General features: G+C 68.0%; 12 protein-coding genes. 5 read left to right on the top strand and 7 right to left on the bottom strand.

The annotated features are described in order from the left end of the window. Positions 1–270: 270 nt before the first annotated feature. From pbpC to ASF16_RS02270, 3 genes are all read right to left on the bottom strand, one after another. Positions 271–2,568, bottom strand: a complete 2,298-nt coding sequence (gene pbpC, locus ASF16_RS02280) for a penicillin-binding protein 1C (protein WP_156371893.1) — start codon at positions 2,566–2,568, stop codon at positions 271–273. 150 nt (positions 2,569–2,718) lie between these two features. Further along, positions 2,719–3,168, bottom strand: a complete 450-nt coding sequence (locus ASF16_RS02275) for an SRPBCC domain-containing protein (protein WP_082516712.1) — start codon at positions 3,166–3,168, stop codon at positions 2,719–2,721. Between the two features lie 189 nt (positions 3,169–3,357). Next, entirely contained in the window at positions 3,358–9,375 is a 6,018-nt protein-coding gene (locus tag ASF16_RS02270) for an MG2 domain-containing protein (protein ID WP_056161997.1), read from the bottom strand. Positions 9,376–9,548: 173 nt separating this feature from the next. Here ASF16_RS02270 and ASF16_RS02265 point away from each other — a divergent pair, with 173 nt between their 5' ends. Continuing rightward, positions 9,549–10,088 (top strand): hypothetical protein, encoded by a 540-nt coding sequence (locus ASF16_RS02265; protein ID WP_056161995.1) that lies wholly within the window; start codon positions 9,549–9,551, stop codon positions 10,086–10,088. 15 nt (positions 10,089–10,103) lie between these two features. Beyond that, positions 10,104–11,426, top strand: coding sequence for a tol-pal system YbgF family protein (locus tag ASF16_RS02260; RefSeq protein WP_056161993.1), 1,323 nt, complete (start codon positions 10,104–10,106; stop codon positions 11,424–11,426). On the opposite strand, the gene ASF16_RS02255 is transcribed toward ASF16_RS02260, so the two are convergent. Further along, positions 11,418–12,884, bottom strand: coding sequence for a rhomboid family intramembrane serine protease (locus ASF16_RS02255; RefSeq protein WP_056161992.1), 1,467 nt, complete (start codon positions 12,882–12,884; stop codon positions 11,418–11,420). The two genes, ASF16_RS02260 and ASF16_RS02255, sit on opposite strands and share 9 nt — an antisense overlap. 269 nt (positions 12,885–13,153) lie before the next feature. Here ASF16_RS02255 and ASF16_RS02250 point away from each other — a divergent pair, with 269 nt between their 5' ends. Further along, positions 13,154–15,280: a catalase gene (locus tag ASF16_RS02250; RefSeq protein ID WP_056161990.1), complete on the top strand. Its 2,127-nt coding sequence runs from the start codon at positions 13,154–13,156 to the stop codon at positions 15,278–15,280. Positions 15,281–15,496: 216 nt separating this feature from the next. On the opposite strand, the gene ASF16_RS02245 is transcribed toward ASF16_RS02250, so the two are convergent. From ASF16_RS02245 to argH, 3 genes are all read right to left on the bottom strand, one after another. Then, complete coding sequence (locus tag ASF16_RS02245) at positions 15,497–16,954, bottom strand: diguanylate cyclase domain-containing protein (protein WP_056161988.1); 1,458 nt, start codon at positions 16,952–16,954, stop codon at positions 15,497–15,499. An 81-nt stretch (positions 16,955–17,035) separates the two neighbouring features. Continuing rightward, a complete protein-coding gene (locus ASF16_RS02240) occupies positions 17,036–18,028 on the bottom strand; it encodes a Bug family tripartite tricarboxylate transporter substrate binding protein (protein ID WP_056161986.1) in 993 nt (330 codons plus the stop codon). A 46-nt stretch (positions 18,029–18,074) separates the two neighbouring features. Then, entirely contained in the window at positions 18,075–19,565 is a 1,491-nt protein-coding gene (gene argH / locus ASF16_RS02235) for an argininosuccinate lyase (protein ID WP_056161984.1), read from the bottom strand. Positions 19,566–19,616: 51 nt separating this feature from the next. Between argH and ASF16_RS02230 the strand changes: the two genes are divergently transcribed. Both ASF16_RS02230 and ASF16_RS02225 read left to right on the top strand, forming a co-directional pair. After that, positions 19,617–20,894: a sensor histidine kinase gene (locus ASF16_RS02230; protein WP_082516690.1), complete on the top strand. Its 1,278-nt coding sequence runs from the start codon at positions 19,617–19,619 to the stop codon at positions 20,892–20,894. Further along, complete coding sequence (locus ASF16_RS02225) at positions 20,891–21,652, top strand: LytTR family DNA-binding domain-containing protein (RefSeq protein WP_056161981.1); 762 nt, start codon at positions 20,891–20,893, stop codon at positions 21,650–21,652. The genes ASF16_RS02230 and ASF16_RS02225 overlap by 4 nt, the downstream gene beginning before the upstream one ends. Positions 21,653–21,857: the final 205 nt, after the last annotated feature.

Raw genomic sequence — 21,857 nt, 5'->3', positions numbered from 1 at the left:
GCTGGCTGACATGCCACCAGGTGTTGCATGGCATTGCTGCCACGCCGGCCACCCGCCCCATCGGACCCTCTGACCATCGACCCTCTGACCATCGGACCAGCTATCCACGGGCTCCCGCACGGTCATCCTGCACAGTGACCTTGCAGGGCCGCCCTGTGCGGTCAGTCGACGCGCCACGCTGGTCGCCGGGCTTCAACCCGATACCGCCAAGGCGCTCCAGCAAAGCCCCTGGTGCGGTCAGTCACACCGTAGCTGCCGCGCCAGGCGCCGTCAATTCGCAGAGCCCCGGGGCGGCGTGGCCGCCACACCCGCGCCGCGGACCTCCAGGCGGATCTCGTCCAGCACCTGGCCCTTGGCATCGGTGATCTGCACCACATGCCGGCCGGGCCAGGGCAGCCAGGCCACGCGCGGACCCTGGCCCAGGGGCTTGCCGTCCATCCGCCACAGCAGGCCGTCGCCCGTGGCAGCGAACTGCAGGCGCTGGCGGGCGGGCGGGATGTCCGGGTCCAGCGCGATGATGGTGCCGCTGGCGGGGGCGGTGATGCGCGCTGGCCCGCCGGGCGGGGCATCGGGCAGCTTCCGCGCGGCATGTTTGGGGTCTTTTGCGGCCCTACCGCTTGCTACATCGGCGCCAGCAGCTATTGAATCAATAGCAAAAAGGGGTTGCTGCGTACCCTGCAAGAACCACTCCTCCCGAGCAGCCTCCAGCGGCTGGGCGGAGCGCGCCTCTGCGGCTGCGGGCCCGGGGCCAAACCGCACCGCAGCCTTGAGCACGCCTGCAGGTGCCTTGGGCGCACGGCTGGGCTCGCGCGCATGCAAGAAGCCCATCACGGTCGCCCAGATGGGCGCTGCGCCGCTGGTGCCGCTCACGTCGTGCATGGCGGCGCCGCTGGCGTTGCCTACCCACACGCCGACGGTGTAGCGCTCGGACCAGCCCACGGCCCAGTTGTCGCGCATGTCCTTGCTGGTGCCGGTTTTCACTGCGGTCCAGAAGCGTGTGGCCAGCACGCTGTCGGTGCCGAAGGTGCGCGCGCGGGAATTGCCGTCCGACAGGATGTCGCCCACGATGAACGCGGCTCGCGGGTCGATGGCCGCCGTGAAGGCAGGGGGCCGGCCACGAGCGGGCGCGGCCAGGTCCACCGGGCTCAGTTGCCCGCCGTTGGCCAGTGTGCGAAAGGCATTGGTCAGGTGCACCAGCGGCACCTCGGGGCTGCCCAGCGCCAGGCTGTAGCCGAAGTAATCACCGCTCTCGCGCAGCGGCATGCCCACTGCGCGCAATTGCCGGTGGAATGCGTCGGGCGTGACCATGACCAGCGTGCGCACCGCCGGCACATTGAGCGACGCGGCCAGCGCGGTGCGCGCCGACACCCAGCCCTTGAACTGCCGGTCGTAGTTTTGCGGAATGTACAAACCGCCCGCCGTGGCGATGTGGGCAGGCGAGTCGTCCACCAGCGATGCCGCCGTGAGCCGCCGCTCGGCAATGGCCTGCGCGTACAAGAAGGGCTTGAGCGTGGAGCCCGGCTGGCGCAGCGCCAGCACGCCATCGACCTCGCTCGCCTGGCTCAGTTGCCCGGACGAGCCCACCCACGCCAGCACCTCGCCCGTGGCGTTGTCGAGCACGAGCACGGCGCCGTCTTCCACATTACGCCCGCGGAGTTCGCGAAGGTGCTGCTGCAGGGTGCTGACAGCAAAGCGCTGCAGCGGTGCGCGCAGCGTGCTCTGCACCCGCTCGGGCACCGCCACACCGTCCTTGAAACGCTGGCGCAGCAGATAGCGCGCGAAATGCGGCGCCACGCCCTCGCTGGCATCGAATGCGCGGCGCTGGAGCGCGGCGGTGGTGAAGAGGTCGAGGGCATCGCAGTCCACACGCGGTGGTTGGGCCTGCGATGCGGGGGCACCCGCGGTGGCGGGCAGCTTTCTTGGCGGCGGCTGGGCCTGCATGTCGCGCAGCACGCCGCAGGCCCGCTGGGCCACCAGCGCGGGGCGCGCGTTGGGCGCCCGCACCAGGGCCGCCGCCACCGCCGCCTCGCGGTCGTCCAGGCCGTGGGCAGCTTTGCCGAACAGCGTGCGGCTGAGCGCATCGATGCCCACCAGTTCGCTGCGAAACGGCACGAGGTTGAGATACGCCTCCAGCACCTGGTCTTTGCGCCAGCGCCGGTCCAGCACCTGCGCGGCCACCGTCTGGCCGAGCTTTTGCACCACGGTGCGCCCGCCCGGCCCCTGCCGCCAGTCGCCGTCGAGCAGGCCTGCGAGCTGCATGGTGATGGTGCTGGCGCCGCGCGTGCGCTGGTTCCACAGGTTGCCCCAGGCGGCGGCTGACGCAGCGCGCCAGTCCACGCCGCTGTGCTCGAAGAATCGCTTGTCTTCGCTCAGCACCAGCGCCGTGCGCAGTGCGGGCGACACATCGGCCAAGGCCACCCACTGGCCCCGCCGCACCGTGGTGTCGGTGCGCAGGCGCTGCAGCACCTCGCCTTCGCGCGAGAGCACTACGGTGTCGGACGGTTTGAAGTCGGCCCGCACCTCGTCGTAGGACGGCAGGGCGTGGGCGTGTGGCGCGCCCAGCAGCATGCACACCGCCAGCACGACCAGAGGCCGCGCCACAGCCGGCAGAGCCCCGCTCTGCACCCGCGGGGCCGGCACGAACCTAGGCCAGCCCATGGATACGGCCCGGCCGGTGCACTGCTGCCAGCTGCCACGCAGCGGTCTGCGCCATGCCCATCAGCCGCCGGGCTCCACAAACTTCTTGTAGTTCTCCAGAATCGCCTGCCAGCCCGCGCGCTGTTGCTCGGGCGGAAAGGTCGTGTCCGGGGTGAACGACTGCCGCACCTCGGTGCGGCCGCCAGGCAGGTCGATGAATTCGACCACGACCTCACGGCTGTCGCCCAGGGCGTAGCGCAGCCGCCGGTGGGGCACCAGCTCGGTGAAGGTGCCGGCAAAGTCGAAACCCATGGAGCCGTCCTTGGCCTCCATGCGGTAGCTGAAGGCACCGCCCACACGCAGGTCGTTCTCGGCCCGCGGGCAGCACCACTCGGGGCTGGCGAAGTTCCAGGCGGTGATGGCGGCCGGGCTGATGAAGGCCTGCCAGGCGCGCTGCGCGTCGCAGCCCACTTCTACAGAAACGGTGAGCGGGTCGCCTGACGGCGCGGGGCTGATGGAAACATCGGTCATGGTCATGGGTCCTTGGGGACGGAAATTGTGCCGGGAATACCGGTGGCAATGCCGGTGAACCGGGGGCGCGCCGATTCGCCGCCGCAGTGCATACAGGCCATACCCATGCCCATTTGCAAACGCCAGGCAGGGCCAAGACGGGCGGTCCCGGAAGGCCGGAGCAGGCCTGGGGCCCGCCCCGCTGCGGCCTTACTTGCCGGGCTCCACCTTCACCCGCGCATTCGGTGTCTCGCCGAACATCTCGGGCGCGTACATAGCTTCCACACGGCTCGGGGGCAGCGCGAAGTCGCCCACGTTGTTCAGGCGCACGGTGTATTCCATCTTGACCGTGCCCTTGGGCAGGTACTCGTAGTAGCTCCGGAAGGACTCGAAGCTGCGCTCCTCGAACGCGGGCCAGCCGGGGCCGGTGCGCGCCTTTTCGCCCTGCGTGGCGATGGCCGAGTCGCGGCCCAGGCCGCTGCCCAGGATGGTGGCGCCGCCCGGGATCGGGTCGGTGATGGCCACCCAGGTCATGTCGGCGCTGGCGTTCACCTCCAGCGTCACGCGCAGCACGTCGCCGCGGGTGTACTGGCCGGGCGGCAGCGCCTTGTTGGCCTGCTCCACGGGCGTCACCGTCTTGGTGATGCTGTACCCCGCAGCAAAGGGTGCCTTCAGCTGGATGGCGGCCACCGACTGCAGCGTGAGCCATGGCTTGCCGGGGCCCTGGTGCGTGACGGCCAGTTGCTCCTTGCCACCCGCCTTGCCTGCAGCCGATGACCAGGGCAGGAACATGCCGTTGTTCTTCAGGTTGCCCGCCGATGCGGGGGCACCGAACCAGGTGGTCTGGTGCGCAGCGCCCGTCAGGTCGGTGGTCTTCACGCGCTCGACCTTGCTCCAGTCCACCGCAGCGTTGTTGGCGCCCATGGCAGCCTTGGTGATACCGGACACCGGCGTGGCCTCGAACTTGGCGCTGAATTTTTCCAGCGCCAGCCCGCCCCACAGGTTGGCCGTGGTGGTGTGCCACGCACCGCCCTGCTGCCGGCTGATGAAGCCGTTGGCCAGGCGGCCCATGTCGTCCTTCCAGGTCGGGTCGTCCATCACGGCCAGCATCAGGCGCGCAGTATTCACGTCGCCGTTTTGCATCAGCCACCACCAGTAGTCATCCTGCTCGGTGCTGAAGATGAGCTTGGTGCCCTGGAACGACAGGCGGCTGCGCAGGATCTGCATCGCTTCGGCCAGGCGCTTGTCGCGCTCGGGCACATCGGCCACGCGCTTCAAAACGTTGACCCAGTCGATCACCGTGTGCGTGGGCCATTGGTTGGGCGCAATGGTGATGCTGCTGACCATGCGGCCCTGGGCCTTGCCGTAGCGCGACAGCGCTTCGAGCGCGGCCACCTTGCGCATGTCCAGATCCTTGCGCGGGCTCCAGAAGTCGCGCTGGATGCGACCTTCCACAAACGCGATCAGGCCACGCTCCATGGGTGCGCGGGCTGCGTCGGGCAGGGCGAAGGCCGGGTTGACGGACGCAGCCTCGTGCGTAGCGGCCAGCACGTAGGCGGTCAACGTGTCGCTGCCGCGGTTGGCGTCGCCATCGCGCGGCGGGAAGTAGTTGGCCAGGCCGTCGCTGTCCAGGTAGGTCGGCAGCTGCGCCACCACGGTCTGCCACAGCGCGCCGTCGCGCAGGCCCACGGCCTTGCTGGTCTTTTGCTCCAGGCAGGCGAACGGGTAGCGGGCCCACCAGTCACGCACGCCGGGCAGGCCTTCGGCCAGCTTGGGCTGCAGCGACATCTTGAGGCCGCCGCGGCCCGGCAGCGCATCGGCGGGCGGGTTCACGTCCAGGTTGAAGCTGCCGTCTACCTGCACCAGCGTGGCCTGCTGCACCGTGAGCGGCACGGCCGGGATGATGCGCTGGCTTGCCTTCAGGGCATCGCGCGCACCGCTGACCGAGTCCTTGGCCTCGATCTCCCACAGGATGGACTCCGACCGGGTCTGTGCCAGCTGCGCGGGGGCCGTGATGTTCCACGACACCTCGCGTGCCTCGCCGGCCGGTATGTCCACCGTCTGCGGCTTCAAGTCCAGCAGCGTGGCGCGCGGGGTCACCTCGACCTTCATCGCCGCCTTGGTGGTGTTGCGCAGCGTGAGCTGGGCGCGGAACTGGTCGTCCTCGCGCACCAGCGGCGGAAGGCCGCTGATGATCTGCAGGTCCTGCGTGGCGCGGATGCTGGTGCTGCCGGTACCGAACAGGCCAGTGGACGCATCGGCCACCGCCACGATCTTGAAGGTGGTGAGCGCATCGTTGAGCGGCACCGTCACCTTGGCCTGGCCGTTGGCATCAAGCACGATGGCGGGCTGCCACAGCAGCAACGTCTCGAGCAGTTCGCGCGTGGGCGACTTGCCGCCGCCGCCGCCCGCGGGCACGGCCTTCTTGCCGTAGTGGCGTCGGCCAATGATCTCCATCTGCGCGGTGGAGGTCTCCACGCCCCAGCTGCGACGCTGCAGCATGGCTTCGAGCAGGTTCCAGCTATTATTGGGCATCAGCTCCAGCAGCGCCTGGTCCACGGCGGCCACAGCCACCTCGGCATTGGCGGCGGGCTTGCCGCCCGGCAGCGTGGCGGTGATGGTGACCTGCGCCTTGCCGCGCACGGCGTAGCTTTCCTTGTCGGCCGTGACCTTCACGTCGATCTGGTGGGCTTGCGTGCCCACGCGGATCTCGGCCAGGCCCAGGCGGAACGCGGGTTTGGACAGGTCCACCAGCGCGGTGGGCGCCTGGTATTCCTTGCCCTCGTACCAGAACGACGTCCACCACTCACGCGGCGACTTGAAGCCCCAGGTGAAGAAGCTGTACCAGGGCACCTCGCGCAACCGGCCGCGCAGGGCCAGCACACTCACGTAGACGTTAGGGCCCCATTCAGGCTGAATCTTGAGGCTCACGGTCGGGTCCTGGCCGTTGAGCTGCACCACCTGCGTGTCGATGATGCCCTCGCGCTCCACCGCCACCAGCGCCGTGGCGTAGCGGAACGGCATGCGCACCTGGAACTTGGCGGTCTCGCCCGGCTGGTAGCTCTTCTTTTCAGGTAACAGGTCGATGCGGTCGTGGTCCTCGCCGCCAAACCACAGCTCGCCCTGGCGCGTGACCCACACCGACGATGCGGCCACGCTGGTGTTGCCGTCCTTGTCGGTGGCCGTCACCACCAGTTCCACCTCGCCGGCTTCGTCGAGCTTGGACTCGCACAGCAGCAGGCCGCGTGCGTCGCTCTTGCCGCTGCACAGCGTGCCCAGGTCCTTGGTCTCGGTCTGGTTGTCGTAGCTGTAGAAGCCGCCCACCATGCGCTTGCGCGTGGTGGTGGTGATGCGCGCCATGGCCTGCACCTGCAGCGACGTATCGGCGGCCGGCTTGCCGTTGTGCTGCAGTGCCAGCGCCTGAAAGCGGATCTTCTGGCGGGCCGATACCCAGCCCTCGGTCTTGATACCGGCCACCACGCCCGCGGGCCACAGGGCCTGCGTGCTGCGGATGGTCTGCACTTCGCCGTTGGGGTCAGCGTAGGTGGCTTCCATCAGCAGCTCTTGCGGCTGACGCGCCTCTGGCACGTTGTCGATGGTGACCTTGCCCGCGCCGTCCTTGTTCAGCGTGAGCGGGAGCTTGTCAGCAATCACGCGCGCATCCTGGCTGGCGGTGGCTTCTTCGTCGTCGCTGTTGGCGTTCGACTGATCGCGCTTGCGGGGCGGGTTGAAGCTGAAGGCGTCGTAGTCGCTGTAGTTCAGCGTCTTGCCACGCACCATGGCCGACACACGCACCGGCAGGTTGGCGGCGCCACCGCCGGCCACGTAGTTGATCTGCACATCGGTGGGCACCGAGCGCACACGCACCAGCGCCTTCTTGTCGGCGGGCGCAATGCGGCCTTCGAGCACCGGCAGGCGGAATTCTTCCACCCGGAACTCGCCCGAGCTGAAACTGCGGCCGTTGTTGGACTGGTTGCGCAGCTCGACCTGGTACAGGCCGAGCTTGGCGGCGGGCGGCACGGCAAAGGTGTTCTGCGCGCTCAGGCCACCGCTCGGCGTGGTGCGCCAGGCCAGGGGCTGGGTGAATTGCTGGCCGCTGCCCACGTGGGTGATGACCAGGGTGTCGGGGCCCGCAGCGGGCACGCCGAAGCCCTTGCGGGTCTCGGTGCGTAGCAGGTGCTTCATCGACACCGTCTCGCCCGCACGGAACAGGGTGCGGTCGAAGATGGTGTGGGCGCGTTCGTCCGGCTCGGCCGTGGTGCTGGTGGGCACATTGAAGCGCCAGGGCTCGATGCCACGCTGCCAGTCGCTCCAGGTGAAGGCCATGTCCTCGACTGCGTCGGCGCCCTTGTGGCGGGCGCTCACGAAGTAGCCGCGGCTGCCGTCGCCTTCGCCGTATCCGCCGGATTCACTGCAGGTGGGAGAGTCGGTCGAGACACCGTCGAGCCGGGCCAGGCCCTGCGCGTCGGTGACGCCCGTGGCCACTTCGTTGCCACGGCAGTCGGACACACGCACCTTGGCGCCCTCTACCGGATGGCCCTTGTCGAGCGTGGTCACCCAGGCCATGGCGTTCTCGCGGCCCAGCTTGAAATGCACGCCCAGGTTGGTGACCAGCGCGGAGGTGCGCACGTACATCGTGCGGCTATCGCCGTGGCGGTCGTCCAGCAGCGATGCGCCGAGCTTTTGCGATGCGATCTCCACCACGTGGAAGCCGGGCGACAGCGGAATGCCCACCACCTCGAACGGGCGGGCATCGGTGCTGGCGGGCTTGGGCAGGTCCAGCGTCTTCACGCCGCCCTTGCCGGCCAGCAGCGACAGCATGCGGGTCTGCACATACTCGCGGTCGTTGTCCAGCACCTTGGGCAGCGGGCCTGTCACGTCCTGGCGCGCCTGCTTGCGTTCGATGTTGTAGTTGTCATAGCGCCGGACCTTGCGGAACCACGCGATGATGTCGGCGTCGGTGCCGGGCTTGAAGGTGCTCACCTTGCCCGCGGGCGCTGCCGCACCCGGGGTGCCGGGCTGCAGGCCCTGCACGCGCAGGGCGGCTTCCACGTTGCGCAGGGTGACCGGCAGCAGCGCGGGCGGGTTGTCGGATGCGGGGCCTTCGGCAAAACGCTCCACCACGCCGAAAGACGCGGCGGCAAACTTGGCCAGCGGCGGCATGCCGCCCGTGGCGACCTTGAGCGGGAAGCTGTCGGCATTGGTCAGCGCGCGGCCCGAGGCATCTTTCAGATCCTTGGGCAGCTCGAGCGTGAAGGCGGTGTTTTCAGACAGGGGTGCGCTGAACTGCACGCTGGTGACCAGTGCGTCCGCCTGCTGCTCTTCCTTGTCGGTGGCGGCCTGCGGCTTGAGCGTTTCCTTCGCCGACTTCAGGCGGATGGCCGACGCCAGCTTGCGCGGCACCGGCGCATTGAAGGACAGCGTCATGGGGCGGATCGGCAGGCAGGCGGCCTGGGCGTTTTCGCGCTCGCAGCTGAACTCCGCCGAAAACGGCTCGCGCACCTTGTAGTCGAAGCGTTTTTCCACCGTGTTGGCCACACCACTCGGTGTGGCCACGCCTTTGCCGAACACCACCTGCATGCGCGAGCCCGACGTGAGTCGCCGGTTGCAGGCCAGCGTGGCGTACTGCAGCGGCTCTTTCGCCGCGCTCTTGTCCAGGCCGAGCATCTTCAGGACTTCGGCGCGCTGCGCGCCTTCGATCATGCGCACCGGAATGCGCTCACCCACGCCTTCGGCGGTGCACCACACATTGGCCTGCACGCTGGCGGTGGTGGCGGGGCCGTTGAACTGGAGCACGAAGAACTGCTCTTCGTCGATGTCCTGGTAAGAGCCAGGGCGCATGTTCTGCACGAACGGCCCACCGCTATTGAATTGATAGCTCTTGGCGCCCGTCAATTCAGCGCCAGCGGCCGATTTGAATCCTGGCTTGACCGTAGCGGTACAGCGTACGCCGGGCGGCAGGTCGCGCTCGAAGTCGAACACCCATTCCTTCTCCCCCGTCCAGCGACCCGTGCCCTTGGTGGCATTGGCGTCGCTGCAACTCAAAGCGATGGGCGCCGGGGCCTTGGGGTCGCCGAAGTTGACTGCCGCGGCATCGAACTTGGCCACGACCTGGCGCACCTTCGCCACCTCGCCCTGGGGCGAAAAGCTGGTGATCTGCAAGGCTTGGGCACTCAGCGATACGAGTGCCCCAGAAACCAGCACCAGAGCATTTTGAAACAAATTCATTATGGATATCTCTCCGTCCGACTCGACCGCGAGCGTAGCCGATCTGCCGCAGGCAGCCTGGCGCAACGCGACAACCGAACGTAACAAGCCGTTCGCACGGGCGCGTATCAACGGCACAAAACGCTGCGCACCCGCCGCTATACTGCGCCGCAAAATTAGAGTGAGAGGGAGTCGTGAAAAAGATCATCTTGGTGGTCGCCCTGTGCGTGGGCGCCTGGTACTACTTTGCCGGCGGCCGCACGCTGGACGAAAAAATGGTGCGCGCGTTCTATGACGACGGTGCGCACGCCTTGTACAAGCGGGATGCAGAACTGCTGTGCAAACAGCTCAGCTCCCAGGCCATCATCCAGGACGAGACGGTGATGAACGGGCAGACGCAGCGCACCACGCTGAACCAGCGCCAGCAGTGCGAGGCCTTCAAGACCAGCCTGCAGATGTTCGAGCGGATCGGTGACCGCATGGGCGGCGTGCTGACGATCGAGTACGAGTTCCACATCGACAGCATCGTGATCGACCCCAGCCGCAAAAGCGCCCAGGTCAAGGGCACCAGCCTGCTCAAGATGGGAGAGACCGTGATGCAGTTCAGCGGCACCTTCAACGACCAGGTGGTGCGCGAGATGGGCCAGATGAAGCTCCTGCGGTCCGACCAGCGCACAGTGGTGCGCGTGGCAGGTGGGCGCGGCATGTCGCAATCCGACTTCTTCTCCAAGTAATGCCGGGCCGTCCCCATGCAGCACGAGGCCGCGACCGCACCCCGTCCGTTCTGGCACCGGATCAACACCTTCTTTGCCTTCCCCCTGCAGACCGAGCCCCTGACCTACGGCACGCTGCTCGCGATGAGCAGCCTGCTGTTCAAACTGGTGTTCTTCTTGCCGGACTTTTTGGCCATCTTGCTGATCGAGGTCGGCATCATGCTGGCCAGCTCGCGCTACGGGTTCAAGGTGACTGCCCTGGGGTCGCGGGGCATCTCCCGCGCTGCGGATTTTCCGCGCGAGCTCGATGACGAGTGGACCCACCTGCCCTGGAAGCTGTTTGTCATCCTGGTCGTGCAGGGCTTCGCGCTGGGCTGGCTGTCGTACGTCAGCCCCTTGCTGGCCACCCTCGGCATCTTCGTGATGTCATTCACGCTGCCCGCCACCGTCATGCTCCTGGTGCAGACCGGCAGCATCGCCGAGTCGCTCAAGCCCGCCGCGCTGTGGGACACCATCCGCATCATCGGCTGGCCCTACGCGCTGTTGTGCTTCTTCCTGTTCCTGCTGTCGACCGGAGCGCAGGTGGCCATCGGGTTGCTGTTGCCGCTGTTCAGCGGGCTGATTCTGCTGCCGCTGATCAATCTGGCGCTGATCTATTTCAGCTGGGTCATGGCCAGCCTGCTGGGCTACACGATGTACCAGCACCACGCGGCCTTCGGTGTCGACCTGCTGCCCGGCGGCGGCGACGACGGGGACGGTGCAGCACCTGACCGCCGCTCCCCCGAGCAGATCGCCCAGCAGGAGACCGACGCCCAGGTGGCAAGGATGATTACCGACGGCGATGTGGCCGGCGCCCTGGGCATGGCTTACGAAGACCAGCGCACCCGACCCGATGAACTGGCTGCGCAGCGCCGGTACCACCGCGTCCTGCTGCTGGCGAACAAGAGCGCATCGCTGACGGACCATGCGCAGCGCTTCATGGCCCTGCTGGTGCGGCGAGGCCAGCCGTCCGAGGCGCTTCAGGTGTACAAGGCCTGCCGGAAACAGGACGCAGGCTTCGTGGTCGGCGATGCGCCCACCAACCTGGCGCTGGCCAACGCCGAATGGCGCGCCGGGGACGCGCGGGCCGCGTTGGCGTTGATCTCCGGCTTCGACAAACGCTTTCGCGGGCACGACAGCGTTCCGCAGGCCTACGAACTGGCAGCACGCGCCCTGGTGCAGGGGCTGGGCCGTGCCGACATGGCGCAGCAGATCCTCAAGACGCTGGAATCACGTTACCCCGACAGCGAACCCACCCAGGAAGTGCGCTGGCTGTTGCGCAACGCGCCCGCCACCACCGCTGTTGCCGCGTCATCCTGACTGCAGCGCGCGGGTCACCGCGTCCTGCGGCAGGAGCCGCTGCAGATGCGGTAGCCAGACGGCCGCCTCCGCCCGCTGGCCCGCCTGCATCAGGCCATTGACCAGCACAGAAATGGTGTCGCCCAGGCCCGGGTTGTGCGGCGCCGTCTGGACCAGGGCCAGACAAAGTTTTTGTGCATCCTGGAAGTGGTGCGCTCGCGCGAAGCGCCGGACCAGCCTCGCCATGTCGTCGGGCTTGAGGCGGACGCCCGGCTTGGCCTGGTCCAGGTAGGTCTGATAGCTCGCGTGCTGCAATTGCAGCGTGGCGGCGTCGGTGGCGCTGAGGCGAAAGATGCGGTGCGCGGCGCGGTGAAACCCGTCGCTGGCCGGCATCAGCCGGGCGACGCCGAACCAGGCCCGCAGCGTGTCCGCGTCGTCCGGGCGCAGTCGCGCCGCCGCGCGCCATTCGGCCGCCGCCTTTTCAAACTGCATGGCCTCGGACAGGCGGCGCGCACGCGCCACATGCGCATCGAACGGGTCGGCGGCCCGGTCTGCCTCGGGTTCGGGCAACCGGACCTGACGCACCCGCATGGCTGCGGCCATGAGCAGTGCACCCGCCACCAAGCCGCCCAGGTGGGCCATGTACGCCACGGGCTCGCCGCTGCTGAAGTGCTGCAGCAACTCGTTCGCGATCCAGGCGGGCAGCAGGATCAACGCCGGCGCGGTGACGTAGTTGAAGTAGAAGAACAGCTGATAGAAAAACCGGATGCGCCGCAGGCGGTACATCACCGCGTACATTCCCATCAGGGCCGACACGGCGCCCGACGCTCCGAGGCCGTAGCTGCCTTTGCCCGCGTACACCCAGCCCGCCAGCAACGATCCACCCACCGCGCCCAGAAGGTAGAACGCGAGGTACGTGCCACGCCCCAACGCAAGTTCCACCGAAAAGCCGAAGAGAAACAGGAAGATCATGTTGCCCAGAAGGTGGCCCGTGCTGCCGTGCAAAAAGGTGGCGGTGAGCCAGGTGACCGGCCGAAATTCAGCATCCTTTTCGTAGCTTTGTGCCCAGCGGTGCGTGAAAGGCGGTGGCTGAAGGGCTTCGTACTGGCGGCGCTGGGTCTTCCACTGCGCATGCATGGCATGGCTGGGCTCCACAACACGGTCTGCCTTGAGCAGTGCCATGAATTCCGGCTCCTGCTCCATGGCCTGCAGCAGTATCCCGTGCTCCTTGGCCTCATACGCAGCCTGGGCGGCTTTGGCTCTGGGCGATCCTGTCGTCTTCAGCCAAGCCACAAACCCCGGCAGCTCCAGCGCCGGCAGCGGGCTGGCCAGGTAGAACTGGGCCGCCCGGTCCTGGGCCTTCTCTTCCGAACGCTGTGGCCCCCAGAACACCAGCATGTTGACGAGGATCAGCACCACCGTCATCCACGGGGGGTTGCGCCACGTGGGCCGGCTTTCAAGGGGGATGGCGTAGAACATGGATCGACAGGAATAAAGGTCGGACGACGTGCACTGAAGACAGGGCCGACGGTGCAGGCAATGCGCGTGCGGCGCATGCCGTCGCCGAGTGTGCGCCAGCGGAATGCTACGCAGCGTGGCAAAGCCGCGAGCTCCTGTCTCCCGACACACAAACCACATTTCCTACTGCCGAGGACGGAGAGATAGGGCGGCGTCCTACCTGTCAGGCAGCCAAGCCCGCGAATGATTGCCGTTTGTCCCGTCTTTCAACATCCACCAGGAGCGCACCCATGGCACGAGCCCCCACGTCGCGCAACGCGACCAAGAGATCGCCGTCCAATTACCCGTCTTCCACACAGTCCGACACCTACCGCGGCAACGCAGGTGAGCTGCAGCAACAAGCCGGTGGCAAGCACCCTGTGCTGACCACCCAGCAGGGCATCCCGGTAGCGGACAACCAGAACTCTTTGCGCCCCTCGCCCCGCGGCCCTGCGCTGCTCGAAGACTTCATCCTGCGCGAGAAGATCACGCACTTCGACCACGAGCGCATCCCCGAGCGCATCGTGCACGCCCGCGGCTCTGGCGCCCACGGGTTTTTCGAGTTGACCCATTCGCTGCGCGACTACACCACGGCCCGCGTGCTGACCGAAGTGGGCGTGCAGACGCCCGTGTTCACGCGCTTTTCCACAGTGGCCGGCGGCGCGGGTTCGGTCGACACCCCGCGCGATGTGCGCGGCTTTGCGGTGAAGTTCTACACGACCGAAGGCAACTGGGACCTGGTAGGCAACAACATTCCGGTGTTCTTCATTCAGGACGCGATGAAGTTCCCCGACCTGGTGCACGCGGTGAAGATGGAGCCCGACCGCGGTTTTCCGCAGGCGGGAAGTGCGCACGACACGTTCTGGGATTTCGTCTCGCTGATGCCCGAGACCCTGCACATGGTGATGTGGGCGATGAGCGACCGCACCCTGCCCCGCAGCCTGCGCATGATGGAAGGCTTTGGCGTGCACAGCTTCCGGCTGGTCAATGCGGACGGCGATAGCACCTTCGTCAAGTTCCACTGGCGGCCCAAGCTGGGCATCCAGTCCACGGTGTGGGACGAGGCGCTGAAGCTGCAGGCCGCCGACAACGACTTTCACCGGCGCGACCTGTTCGAGTCCATCGAGGCGGGCGACTTCCCGGAATGGGAACTGGCCGTGCAACTCTTCACCGAGGAAGAGGCCGAGGGTTTCCCCTTCGACCACCTCGACCCCACCAAGCTCGTACCCGAAGAACTGGTGCCGCTGCAGGTCATCGGCCGCATGGTGCTCAACCGCTGGCCCGACAACTTCTTTGCCGAGACCGAGCAGGTGGCTTTCTGCCCCGCGAATGTGCCGCCAGGCATCGACTTCAGCAACGACCCGCTGCTGCAAGGCCGTCTGTTCTCGTACCTGGACACGCAGCTGTCGCGCCTGGGCGGGCCCAACTTTGCGCAGATCCCGATCAATGCGCCCAAGTGCCCCTTCCACAACATGCAGCGCGACGGCCAGATGCAGATGCAGGTGCCCAAGGGCCGCGTGAACTACGAGCCGAGCAGCCTGCAGTCCGACACGCCGCGCGCATCGCAGGCGCAGGGTTTCAGGCACTTCGCGCAGGTGGACGATGGCAGTGGCCAAGGCAAAGGGCGCATCCGCCCAGAGAGCTTTGCCGACCACTACAGCCAGGCGCGCATGTTCTTTCGCAGCCAAAGCCCTCTGGAGCAATCGCACATCGCGTCCGCCCTGGTGTTCGAGCTGTCCAAGGTGGGTACGCCCCACGTGCGCGAGGCGGTCGTCGGCCACCTGGTGCATGTGGAGCCGGCCCTGGCCGAGCGCGTGGCCGCAGGCCTTGGCCTGCCGCAGGTGCCTGCCGCCCCGCCGGCCGCCGAGCCGGTGCGTGACCTCCCGCTGTCACCCCAGTTGCGCATCATCGACCGCATGAAGCCTACGCTGCAAGGCCGCTGCATCGGCATTTTGGTGGCCGATGGCTCCAATGGCGATACGGTGACCACGCTGCGCAAGGCGCTGGAGAAGGTAGGCGCCACCGTCAAGATCGTGTCGCCCCGGGTGGGCGGCGCCAAGCTGCGCGACGGCACGCTGCTGGCGGCCCACGGGCAACTGGCGGGCACGCCATCCACGGTGTTCGATGCAGTGGTGTCGGTGTTGACGTCGGAAATGGGCGAGCAGCTGTCGCGCGAAGCGGCGGCGGTGGACTGGTTCCGCGACGCGTTCGGCCACCTCAAAGCCATCGCTGCCGGCAAGGGGTCGCAAGCGCTGCTGAGCGCTGCCGGCATCGAGCCCGACGCCGGTGTGGTGGACCCGGCCAATGTGCAGGGCTTCATCGCCGCGGCGCAGACCCGCCAGTGGGCCCGCGAGCCCAAGCTGCGCAATCTGGCTTGAACCTGAGCCTGTGGAGAGGCCACCGGTGCCGTGAGAGCCACCGGTGACATGACGCAGCAGACTGCCACGGCCCTGACAACGGTCAGGGCGTGGCGGCTGAGTTGGCAGTCATGTCTTGGCAGCAACGGCGCCCGGCCGGGCGGGTAGCACGGCTGCGTCGCCTTGAGGCTGCATGGCGATAGGGGTCTGCAGCGACTCTGGCTACGGGCAAATCGGCTACGCCACCGAACCCTGCACACCAGGAACACCTGGCACCCCCGGCGCATCGGCCAGGCTTGCCAGGCCCTTGCCATTGCGCTTGCTGACATAGAGCGCACGGTCGGCTCGGTCCATGAGCGCGGGAACGCCCTCCACCGCAGAGCCTTGCGGGAAGAGTGCCACACCCACACTGGCCCCGATCAACACGTGCTGGCCGTTGTCGAGCCCCATCGGCGTGAGCAGTGCAGCAAGCACCGCGTGGGCCGTCGCCATGGCGGCCTCGGGGGATTCGACGGCGTTGAGCACCAGGGCAAACTCGTCTCCACCCAGCCGCGCGGCCGTGTCGCTGGCGCGGGTGAGGCTCGACAGGCGTTGGGCCACGCGCACCAGCACTTGGTCGCCGCTGGCATGTCCCCGCTCGTCGTTGACGGCCTTGAACCCGTCCAGGTCCAGCAACAACAAGGCACCCGCGCGGTGGTCGCGTTGCGCAGCCAGCACCGCCTGCGACAGGCGGTCCTCGAACAACCGGCGGTTGGGCAAGCCGGTGAGCCGGTCGTGCGTGGCCAGGGCCAGTACCTGCTGGTGCGCTCGCACCAGCCGGGCACTGAGCAGGCCCACCACCACCGCGAACACGTACGACAGCATCACGATCAACGCGGGCGCCTGGCCAGCAGCCTTCCAGCCGCCCACAGGTACTGCACCCAGGATCCAGCTGCCGCCGCCGGGCAGCGGAATGTCGAGCGTGGCCGGCGATTCGTCAAAAAGCTGCGGCCGGCCCACGAACACCGCGCCCTGCGCCCCCATGGCGTCCAGCCCCCGGGCGGCCACCTGAAAGCCCATCTGCTCGGTGTGCAGGCCCACGTCGGCAAACAGCGTGTCGGCGTTGACGGTGAGCGACACGATGCCCCAGTAGCGCGGCCCGCCCACCGGCGTCTTGCCGGGCGGGGTGGCCAGGAACACCGGCGTGCGGCTCACGATGCCCAGGCCGCCCTGCACCAGCGGTATGGGGCCAGCCACGACCGTGCGACGTGTCTGGATGGCCCGCTCCACCGCGTTGCGCTGCTGCGGGTTGTCCAGGTAGTGCAGGCCCAGCGCCCGCTCGTTGCCCAGGCGCGGGTAGATGTCGCTGATGACGTTGTCCGGCGCCAGCGCCAGGTTGCGGATGTTGCGCTGGTGCTCCAGCAGGCGCCCCACCACCGTCGAGAAGATCTCGGGCGACATGCCACCCTGTGCGGACACGAAGGCGGCCACCGTCTCGGGCACCGACAGCGTGCTTTGCAGCTGGCGGTCCAGCCGGTCGCGGATCTGCAGCAGGTGGCTTTGGGCCTGCGCGGCGATCTCGGTGCGCGCCTTGGTGTGCGCGATGTCGATCACCACCCAGGCGAGCAGCGCGGCCAGCGCGCCGCTGCAGAGCCCGGCAACCAGCGGCAGCCGGCGGTGGTGGATCCAGTTGGCGGGCAGGTGGCGCTGGTGCATGGGAGCTGGGGCGACGGGACGCAGTGAAGTGGGCCCGGCCACGGCCCGGCAGGTGCTGGAAGGCGGGCGTGCAGCGCCGGCTTACTGCGCGACGAAGCCGCTGGTCTTGATGATGCGCGTCCAGGCCTCGGTGTAGGCCTTCTCGCGCGCGCCCAGCTGCTGCGGCGTCATGTGGCCCACGGTGAGGCCCATGGCCGTGAGGTGGTCGCGCACGTCGGGCATGGCCACGACCTTGGCCAACGCTGTGGAGAAGTCGGTGATGAACTTTTGCGGCGTGCCGGTGGGCGCGTAGATGCCGTAGTACGGCAGGTCTTCGAAGCCCTTGAGGCCCATCTCGTCGAAAGTGGGCACATCGGGCATGGCGGCTTGGCGCTTGGTGCCCAGCACGCCTACCACGCGCACCTTGCCGGCCTTGTGGTTCTCGATGAAGTCCTGCACCGACGCCACGCCCGCGCTGATCTGGTTGCCCAGCATGTCGGCCATCATGGGGGCGCTCCCGCGATAGGGGGCGGACACCAGATCCAGCTGGTATTTCTGGCCCAGCAGCTTGACCAGGAATTCGGGCGTGGACGCAGGTGCCGGAATGCCCACCGCGCCCTTGCCGCCGCCGCTGGCCTTGACCCACGCCACGTATTCGGTGAACGACTTGGCGGGCGTGCCGCCCGACACCGCGAACGCATTCACGAAGGTGGCGAAGCCGCCCACGGGCACGAAATCGCGCGCCGGGTCGAAGCCCGGGTTCTTCACCACCTGCGGCAGGATCGAGATGGTGTGGTCGTGCGAGAGGAACAGCGTGGTGCCGTCCGGTGCCGAAGACTTGAGCGCCTGCGCGGCGATCTGGCCGCCCGCACCGGGGCGGTTTTCCACCACCACGGGCTGGCCCAGCTCGTCCTTGAGCTTTTCGGCCAGCGTGCGCGCAATGGCGTCGGTGCCGCCGCCGGGCGGAAAGCCCACCAGCAGACGGATGGGCTTGGGGGTCTGGGCAAAGGCCAGGCCCATGGTCAGCGCGGCGCCCGCCAGGGCACCGGTACACAAAAGGCGGGACAGCAGGCTGCGGCGAGAAGTCGTCGTCATGTCGGAACTCCGGGTCGGTGAGGTGGTTGCAACGCAGGCGCAAAAATCACGCCAGACGGGCGCGGTGGCGTGCGACTTGCGTGCGCACTTGCGCGGGCGCGGTGCCGCCCAGCGTGTTGCGCGCGTTGAGCGAGCCGCGCAGGCTCAGCACCTCGTACACGTCCTTTTCGATCTGGGGGTGAAAGCCCTGCAGCACCGTCAGGGGCAATTCCGAGAGGTCGCACGCATGCGACTGGGCCGCCTTCACGGCGTGGGCCACCGTCTCGTGGGCATCCCTGAAAGGCAGGCCCTTCTTCACCAGGTAGTCGGCCAGATCGGTGGCCGTGGCGTAGCCCTTGAGCGCGGCCTGCTCCATGGCCTGCGGGTTGACGGTGATGCCGCCTTCCTTCTGGCCGGTGGCGGGGTTCAGCTGGCCGCCCACCATCTCGGCGAAGATGCGCAGTGTGTCCTTGAGCGTATCCACCGTGTCGAACAGCGGCTCCTTGTCTTCCTGGTTGTCCTTGTTGTAGGCCAGGGGCTGGCCCTTCATCAGGGTGATCAGGCCCATGAGGTGGCCGACCACGCGGCCGGTCTTGCCGCGCGCGAGTTCGGGCACGTCGGGGTTCTTCTTCTGCGGCATGATCGATGAGCCGGTGGTGAAGCGGTCGGCGATCTTGATGAAGCCGAAGTTCTGGCTCATCCAGATGATGAGCTCTTCGGACAGGCGGCTCACGTGCACCATGCACAGGCTGGCGGCGGCGGTGAATTCGATGGCGAAGTCGCGGTCGCTCACGGCGTCCAGGCTGTTCTGGCACACCGCGGGGGACCCGTTCACGTCCACCATGCCCAGCGTCTTGGCCACGCGCTCGCGGTCCAGCGGGTAGGTGGTGCCGGCCAGGGCCGCACTGCCCAGCGGCAGCACGTTGGTGCGGCGGCGCACATCGGCCATGCGCTCGGCGTCGCGCGCAAACATTTCCACATAGGCCAGCATGTGGTGGCCAAAGCTCACCGGCTGGGCCACCTGCAGGTGGGTGAAGCCGGGCAGGATCACCTCGACGTTCTCCTCGGCCACATCCACCAGCGACACCTGCAGTTCTTTGAGCAGGTCGCCGATCAGGTCGATCTCGCCGCGCAGCCACAGGCGCACGTCGGTGGCCACCTGGTCGTTGCGGCTGCGGCCGGTGTGCAGGCGCTTGCCGGCGTCGCCCACCAGCTGGGTCAGGCGTGCTTCGATGTTCAGGTGCACGTCTTCCAGATCGAGCTTCCATTCGAACGCGCCGGACTCGATCTCGGACGTGATCTGTGCCATGCCGCGCTGGATGGAGGCATGGTCTTCAGCGCCGATGATGCCCTGCGCTGCCAGCATCTCGGCGTGCGCCAGGCTGCCCGCGATGTCGGCCTGCCACAGGCGCTTGTCGAAGAACACGCTGGAGGTGTAGCGCTTGACCAGGTCGCTCATGGGCTCGGAGAACAGCGCCGACCAGGCCTGTGCCTTGGTGTCGAGCTGGTTGTGGGACGGCGCAGACGGCGTGGCGCTGGTGGCTTGGGCTTTGGACATAGGAGGGCAATAATCCGGAAGTTCAGACACCCGGACTGCCCGGATGCCGCAATGCAAAACACGCAAATTTTATCGACCCCGCCTCCCCCTCCGGATTCCGCCCCGTTGAACGGTGCTGGGCGGGGCCTGCGCCCCGGGCCCGGACAGTCCCGTGGCGGCACGGCGCCACCGCGGCGCGCGCTGGTGTTTGACGCCTGCCAAGTGGGCGTGGTGCTGCGGGCCGTGCTGTTCGTGGAACTGGTGGTGGGCGTGGGCGCCATGTATGGCGCGCGCTCCCCGGCGGAGTGGCTGGCCACGCTGGCGCTGCTGACCGGCGGCGCGCTGCCGGCCACGCTGGTGTGGTTGATCACGGCCTGCAGCTTGAAGACGCTGCTGCAGCGCCTGTCCACGGCGCTGCAGTACGCCGCGGGCCTGCTGCTGGGCGCGCTGGCCGGGGCGTACGCCTGCGCCATGCTCACGCTCGTGTCGCAGACCACGGCGCCCCCGTGGATGGCGAGCGCCGCCACCGGAGCACTGCTGGCGGCCATTCTGGTGGCGGCGCTGGTGCTGCGCGCACGCGGCCGCACACCCGCGGCCACCACGGCGCGCCTGACCGAGCTGCAGTCGCGCATTCGTCCCCACTTCCTGTTCAACACCCTCAACAGCGCCATCGCCCTGGTGCGCGAAGAACCCGCCAAGGCGGAGTCGCTGCTGGAAGACCTGTCCGACCTGTTCCGCCACGCGCTCATCGAGCAGGGCGAATCGGTCACGCTGGCCGAGGAGATCACCCTGGCACGGCGCTACCTGGCGATCGAAGAGGTGCGTTTTGGCACGCGGCTGCAAGTGCAGTGGAGCCTGGACCCGCGCACCGACGGGGCGCGCCTGCCGCCGCTGCTGCTGCAGCCGCTGGTGGAAAACGCCGTCAAGCACGGCGTGGAGCCCAGCGCGCGTGGCGGCCGGCTGCGCGTGCTGACCGAGCTGCGCGGCAGCCGCGTGGTGGTGCGCATCACCAACACCCTGCCGGCCAAGGACGACCGGGGCGGCAAGGGCGACGAGCCCAGCACCAAAGGCCACGGCATTGCCCTGGCCAACGTGCGCGCCCGGCTGGCGCTGCTGCACGATGTGCAGGGCGAATTCACAGCGGGCGTGCAGGACGGCCTGTACCAGGTCCGCATCACCCTGCCCGCCCCTGAAGAAAAGCACCGCAGCCCCCGCACCGAAGGCAGGGGCCGCACGCGTGACCGTGACCGTGGAGCGCCGGGTACTCCGGGCCGGGGCGCCCCCACTCCCCGGCGCGGCGCCGTGCCCGCCCCTGCCGATGCCTCATTGCCCACCGACGACCGCCCATGAACATCCTCATCGTTGACGACGAAACCCTGGCCCGCAGCCGGCTGCGCACCCTGCTGTCCGACTGCGCAGAAGGCATGCCCACCCCGCGCATGACGGTAGCCGAGGCCGCCAATGCCGGCGAGGCCATGGCCCAGCTGGGCCCCACGGGCGGGCGCGCTTTCGACGTGGTGCTGTTGGACATCCACATGCCTGGGCAGGACGGCCTGTCGCTGGCCCACGCCCTGCAGGGCCTGCCCCACCCGCCCGCCGTGGTGTTCGTGACGGCCCACATGGACCATGCGGTCAGCGCTTTCGAACTGGACGCCACCGACTACCTGACCAAGCCGGTGCGCCGCGAACGCCTCCAGCAGGCCCTGGCCAAGGTGCAGCGCAGCGCCCGGCCGCCGGGCACCGCCGCCGCGCCCGGAGGAGCGAGCGACGGCGAAACCCTGCTGATCCAGGACCGCGGCCGCACTGAGCGTCTGCCGCTGGCCGAGGTGCTGTACTTCAAAGCCGAGCAGAAGTACGTCACCGTGCGCACCGCCACGCGCAGCTACATCATGGACGGCGCGCTGAGCGAGCTGGAGACCAAGTTCGCGCCCCGCTTCATGCGCATCCACCGCAACGCCCTGGTCGCCCGCCGCGCCGTGCGCGCGCTGGAAAAGCACTACGACCCCGAAGAAGGCGAAGGCTGGGCCGTGCGGCTGCAAGGGTCGACAGAACTGCTGGCGGTGTCGCGCCGGCAGGTGGCGGCGGTGCGGGAAGAGCTGGCGAAGTAAGGTCCCTTTGAGGCGCTGAGCACCTTCCCGCCGGGGGGCGCCACACGGTGGACTGGCGCCGCCAGATCAACGGTGTCGCTCGCAAGGTGGCGCGCCAGCGGCGACCGCAGCCGTCCGTGCTTGGTGCACCGAAATTGGATTAAATTTAGCCCCTACCGCTTGCCTGTATTGCGCCAACAGCTATTAATAAGATAGCAATTCAGCC

Source organism: Acidovorax sp. Leaf78 (genome assembly GCF_001422735.1).
In the GTDB taxonomy this organism is placed as follows: Bacteria; Pseudomonadota; Gammaproteobacteria; order Burkholderiales; family Burkholderiaceae_C; genus Acidovorax.
The sequence above is the reverse complement of the archived record's forward strand: the minus strand, read 5'-3'. Positions and strand labels throughout refer to the sequence as shown.

Excerpts from the sequence above, each read along its gene's own strand:
- ASF16_RS02230 (WP_082516690.1), top strand. The coding sequence starts at position 19,617 with ATGCAAAACACGCAAATTTTATCGACCCCGCCTCCCCCTCCGGATTCC.
- argH (WP_056161984.1), bottom strand. The coding sequence starts at position 19,565 with ATGTCCAAAGCCCAAGCCACCAGCGCCACGCCGTCTGCGCCGTCCCAC.
- ASF16_RS02240 (WP_056161986.1), bottom strand. The coding sequence starts at position 18,028 with ATGACGACGACTTCTCGCCGCAGCCTGCTGTCCCGCCTTTTGTGTACC.
- pbpC (WP_156371893.1), bottom strand. The coding sequence starts at position 2,568 with ATGCTGCTGGGCGCGCCACACGCCCACGCCCTGCCGTCCTACGACGAG.
- ASF16_RS02255 (WP_056161992.1), bottom strand. The coding sequence starts at position 12,884 with ATGTTCTACGCCATCCCCCTTGAAAGCCGGCCCACGTGGCGCAACCCC.
- ASF16_RS02270 (WP_056161997.1), bottom strand. The coding sequence starts at position 9,375 with ATGAATTTGTTTCAAAATGCTCTGGTGCTGGTTTCTGGGGCACTCGTA.
- ASF16_RS02275 (WP_082516712.1), bottom strand. The coding sequence starts at position 3,168 with ATGACCGATGTTTCCATCAGCCCCGCGCCGTCAGGCGACCCGCTCACC.
- ASF16_RS02250 (WP_056161990.1), top strand. The coding sequence starts at position 13,154 with ATGGCACGAGCCCCCACGTCGCGCAACGCGACCAAGAGATCGCCGTCC.
- ASF16_RS02225 (WP_056161981.1), top strand. The coding sequence starts at position 20,891 with ATGAACATCCTCATCGTTGACGACGAAACCCTGGCCCGCAGCCGGCTG.
- ASF16_RS02245 (WP_056161988.1), bottom strand. The coding sequence starts at position 16,954 with ATGCACCAGCGCCACCTGCCCGCCAACTGGATCCACCACCGCCGGCTG.
- ASF16_RS02260 (WP_056161993.1), top strand. The coding sequence starts at position 10,104 with ATGCAGCACGAGGCCGCGACCGCACCCCGTCCGTTCTGGCACCGGATC.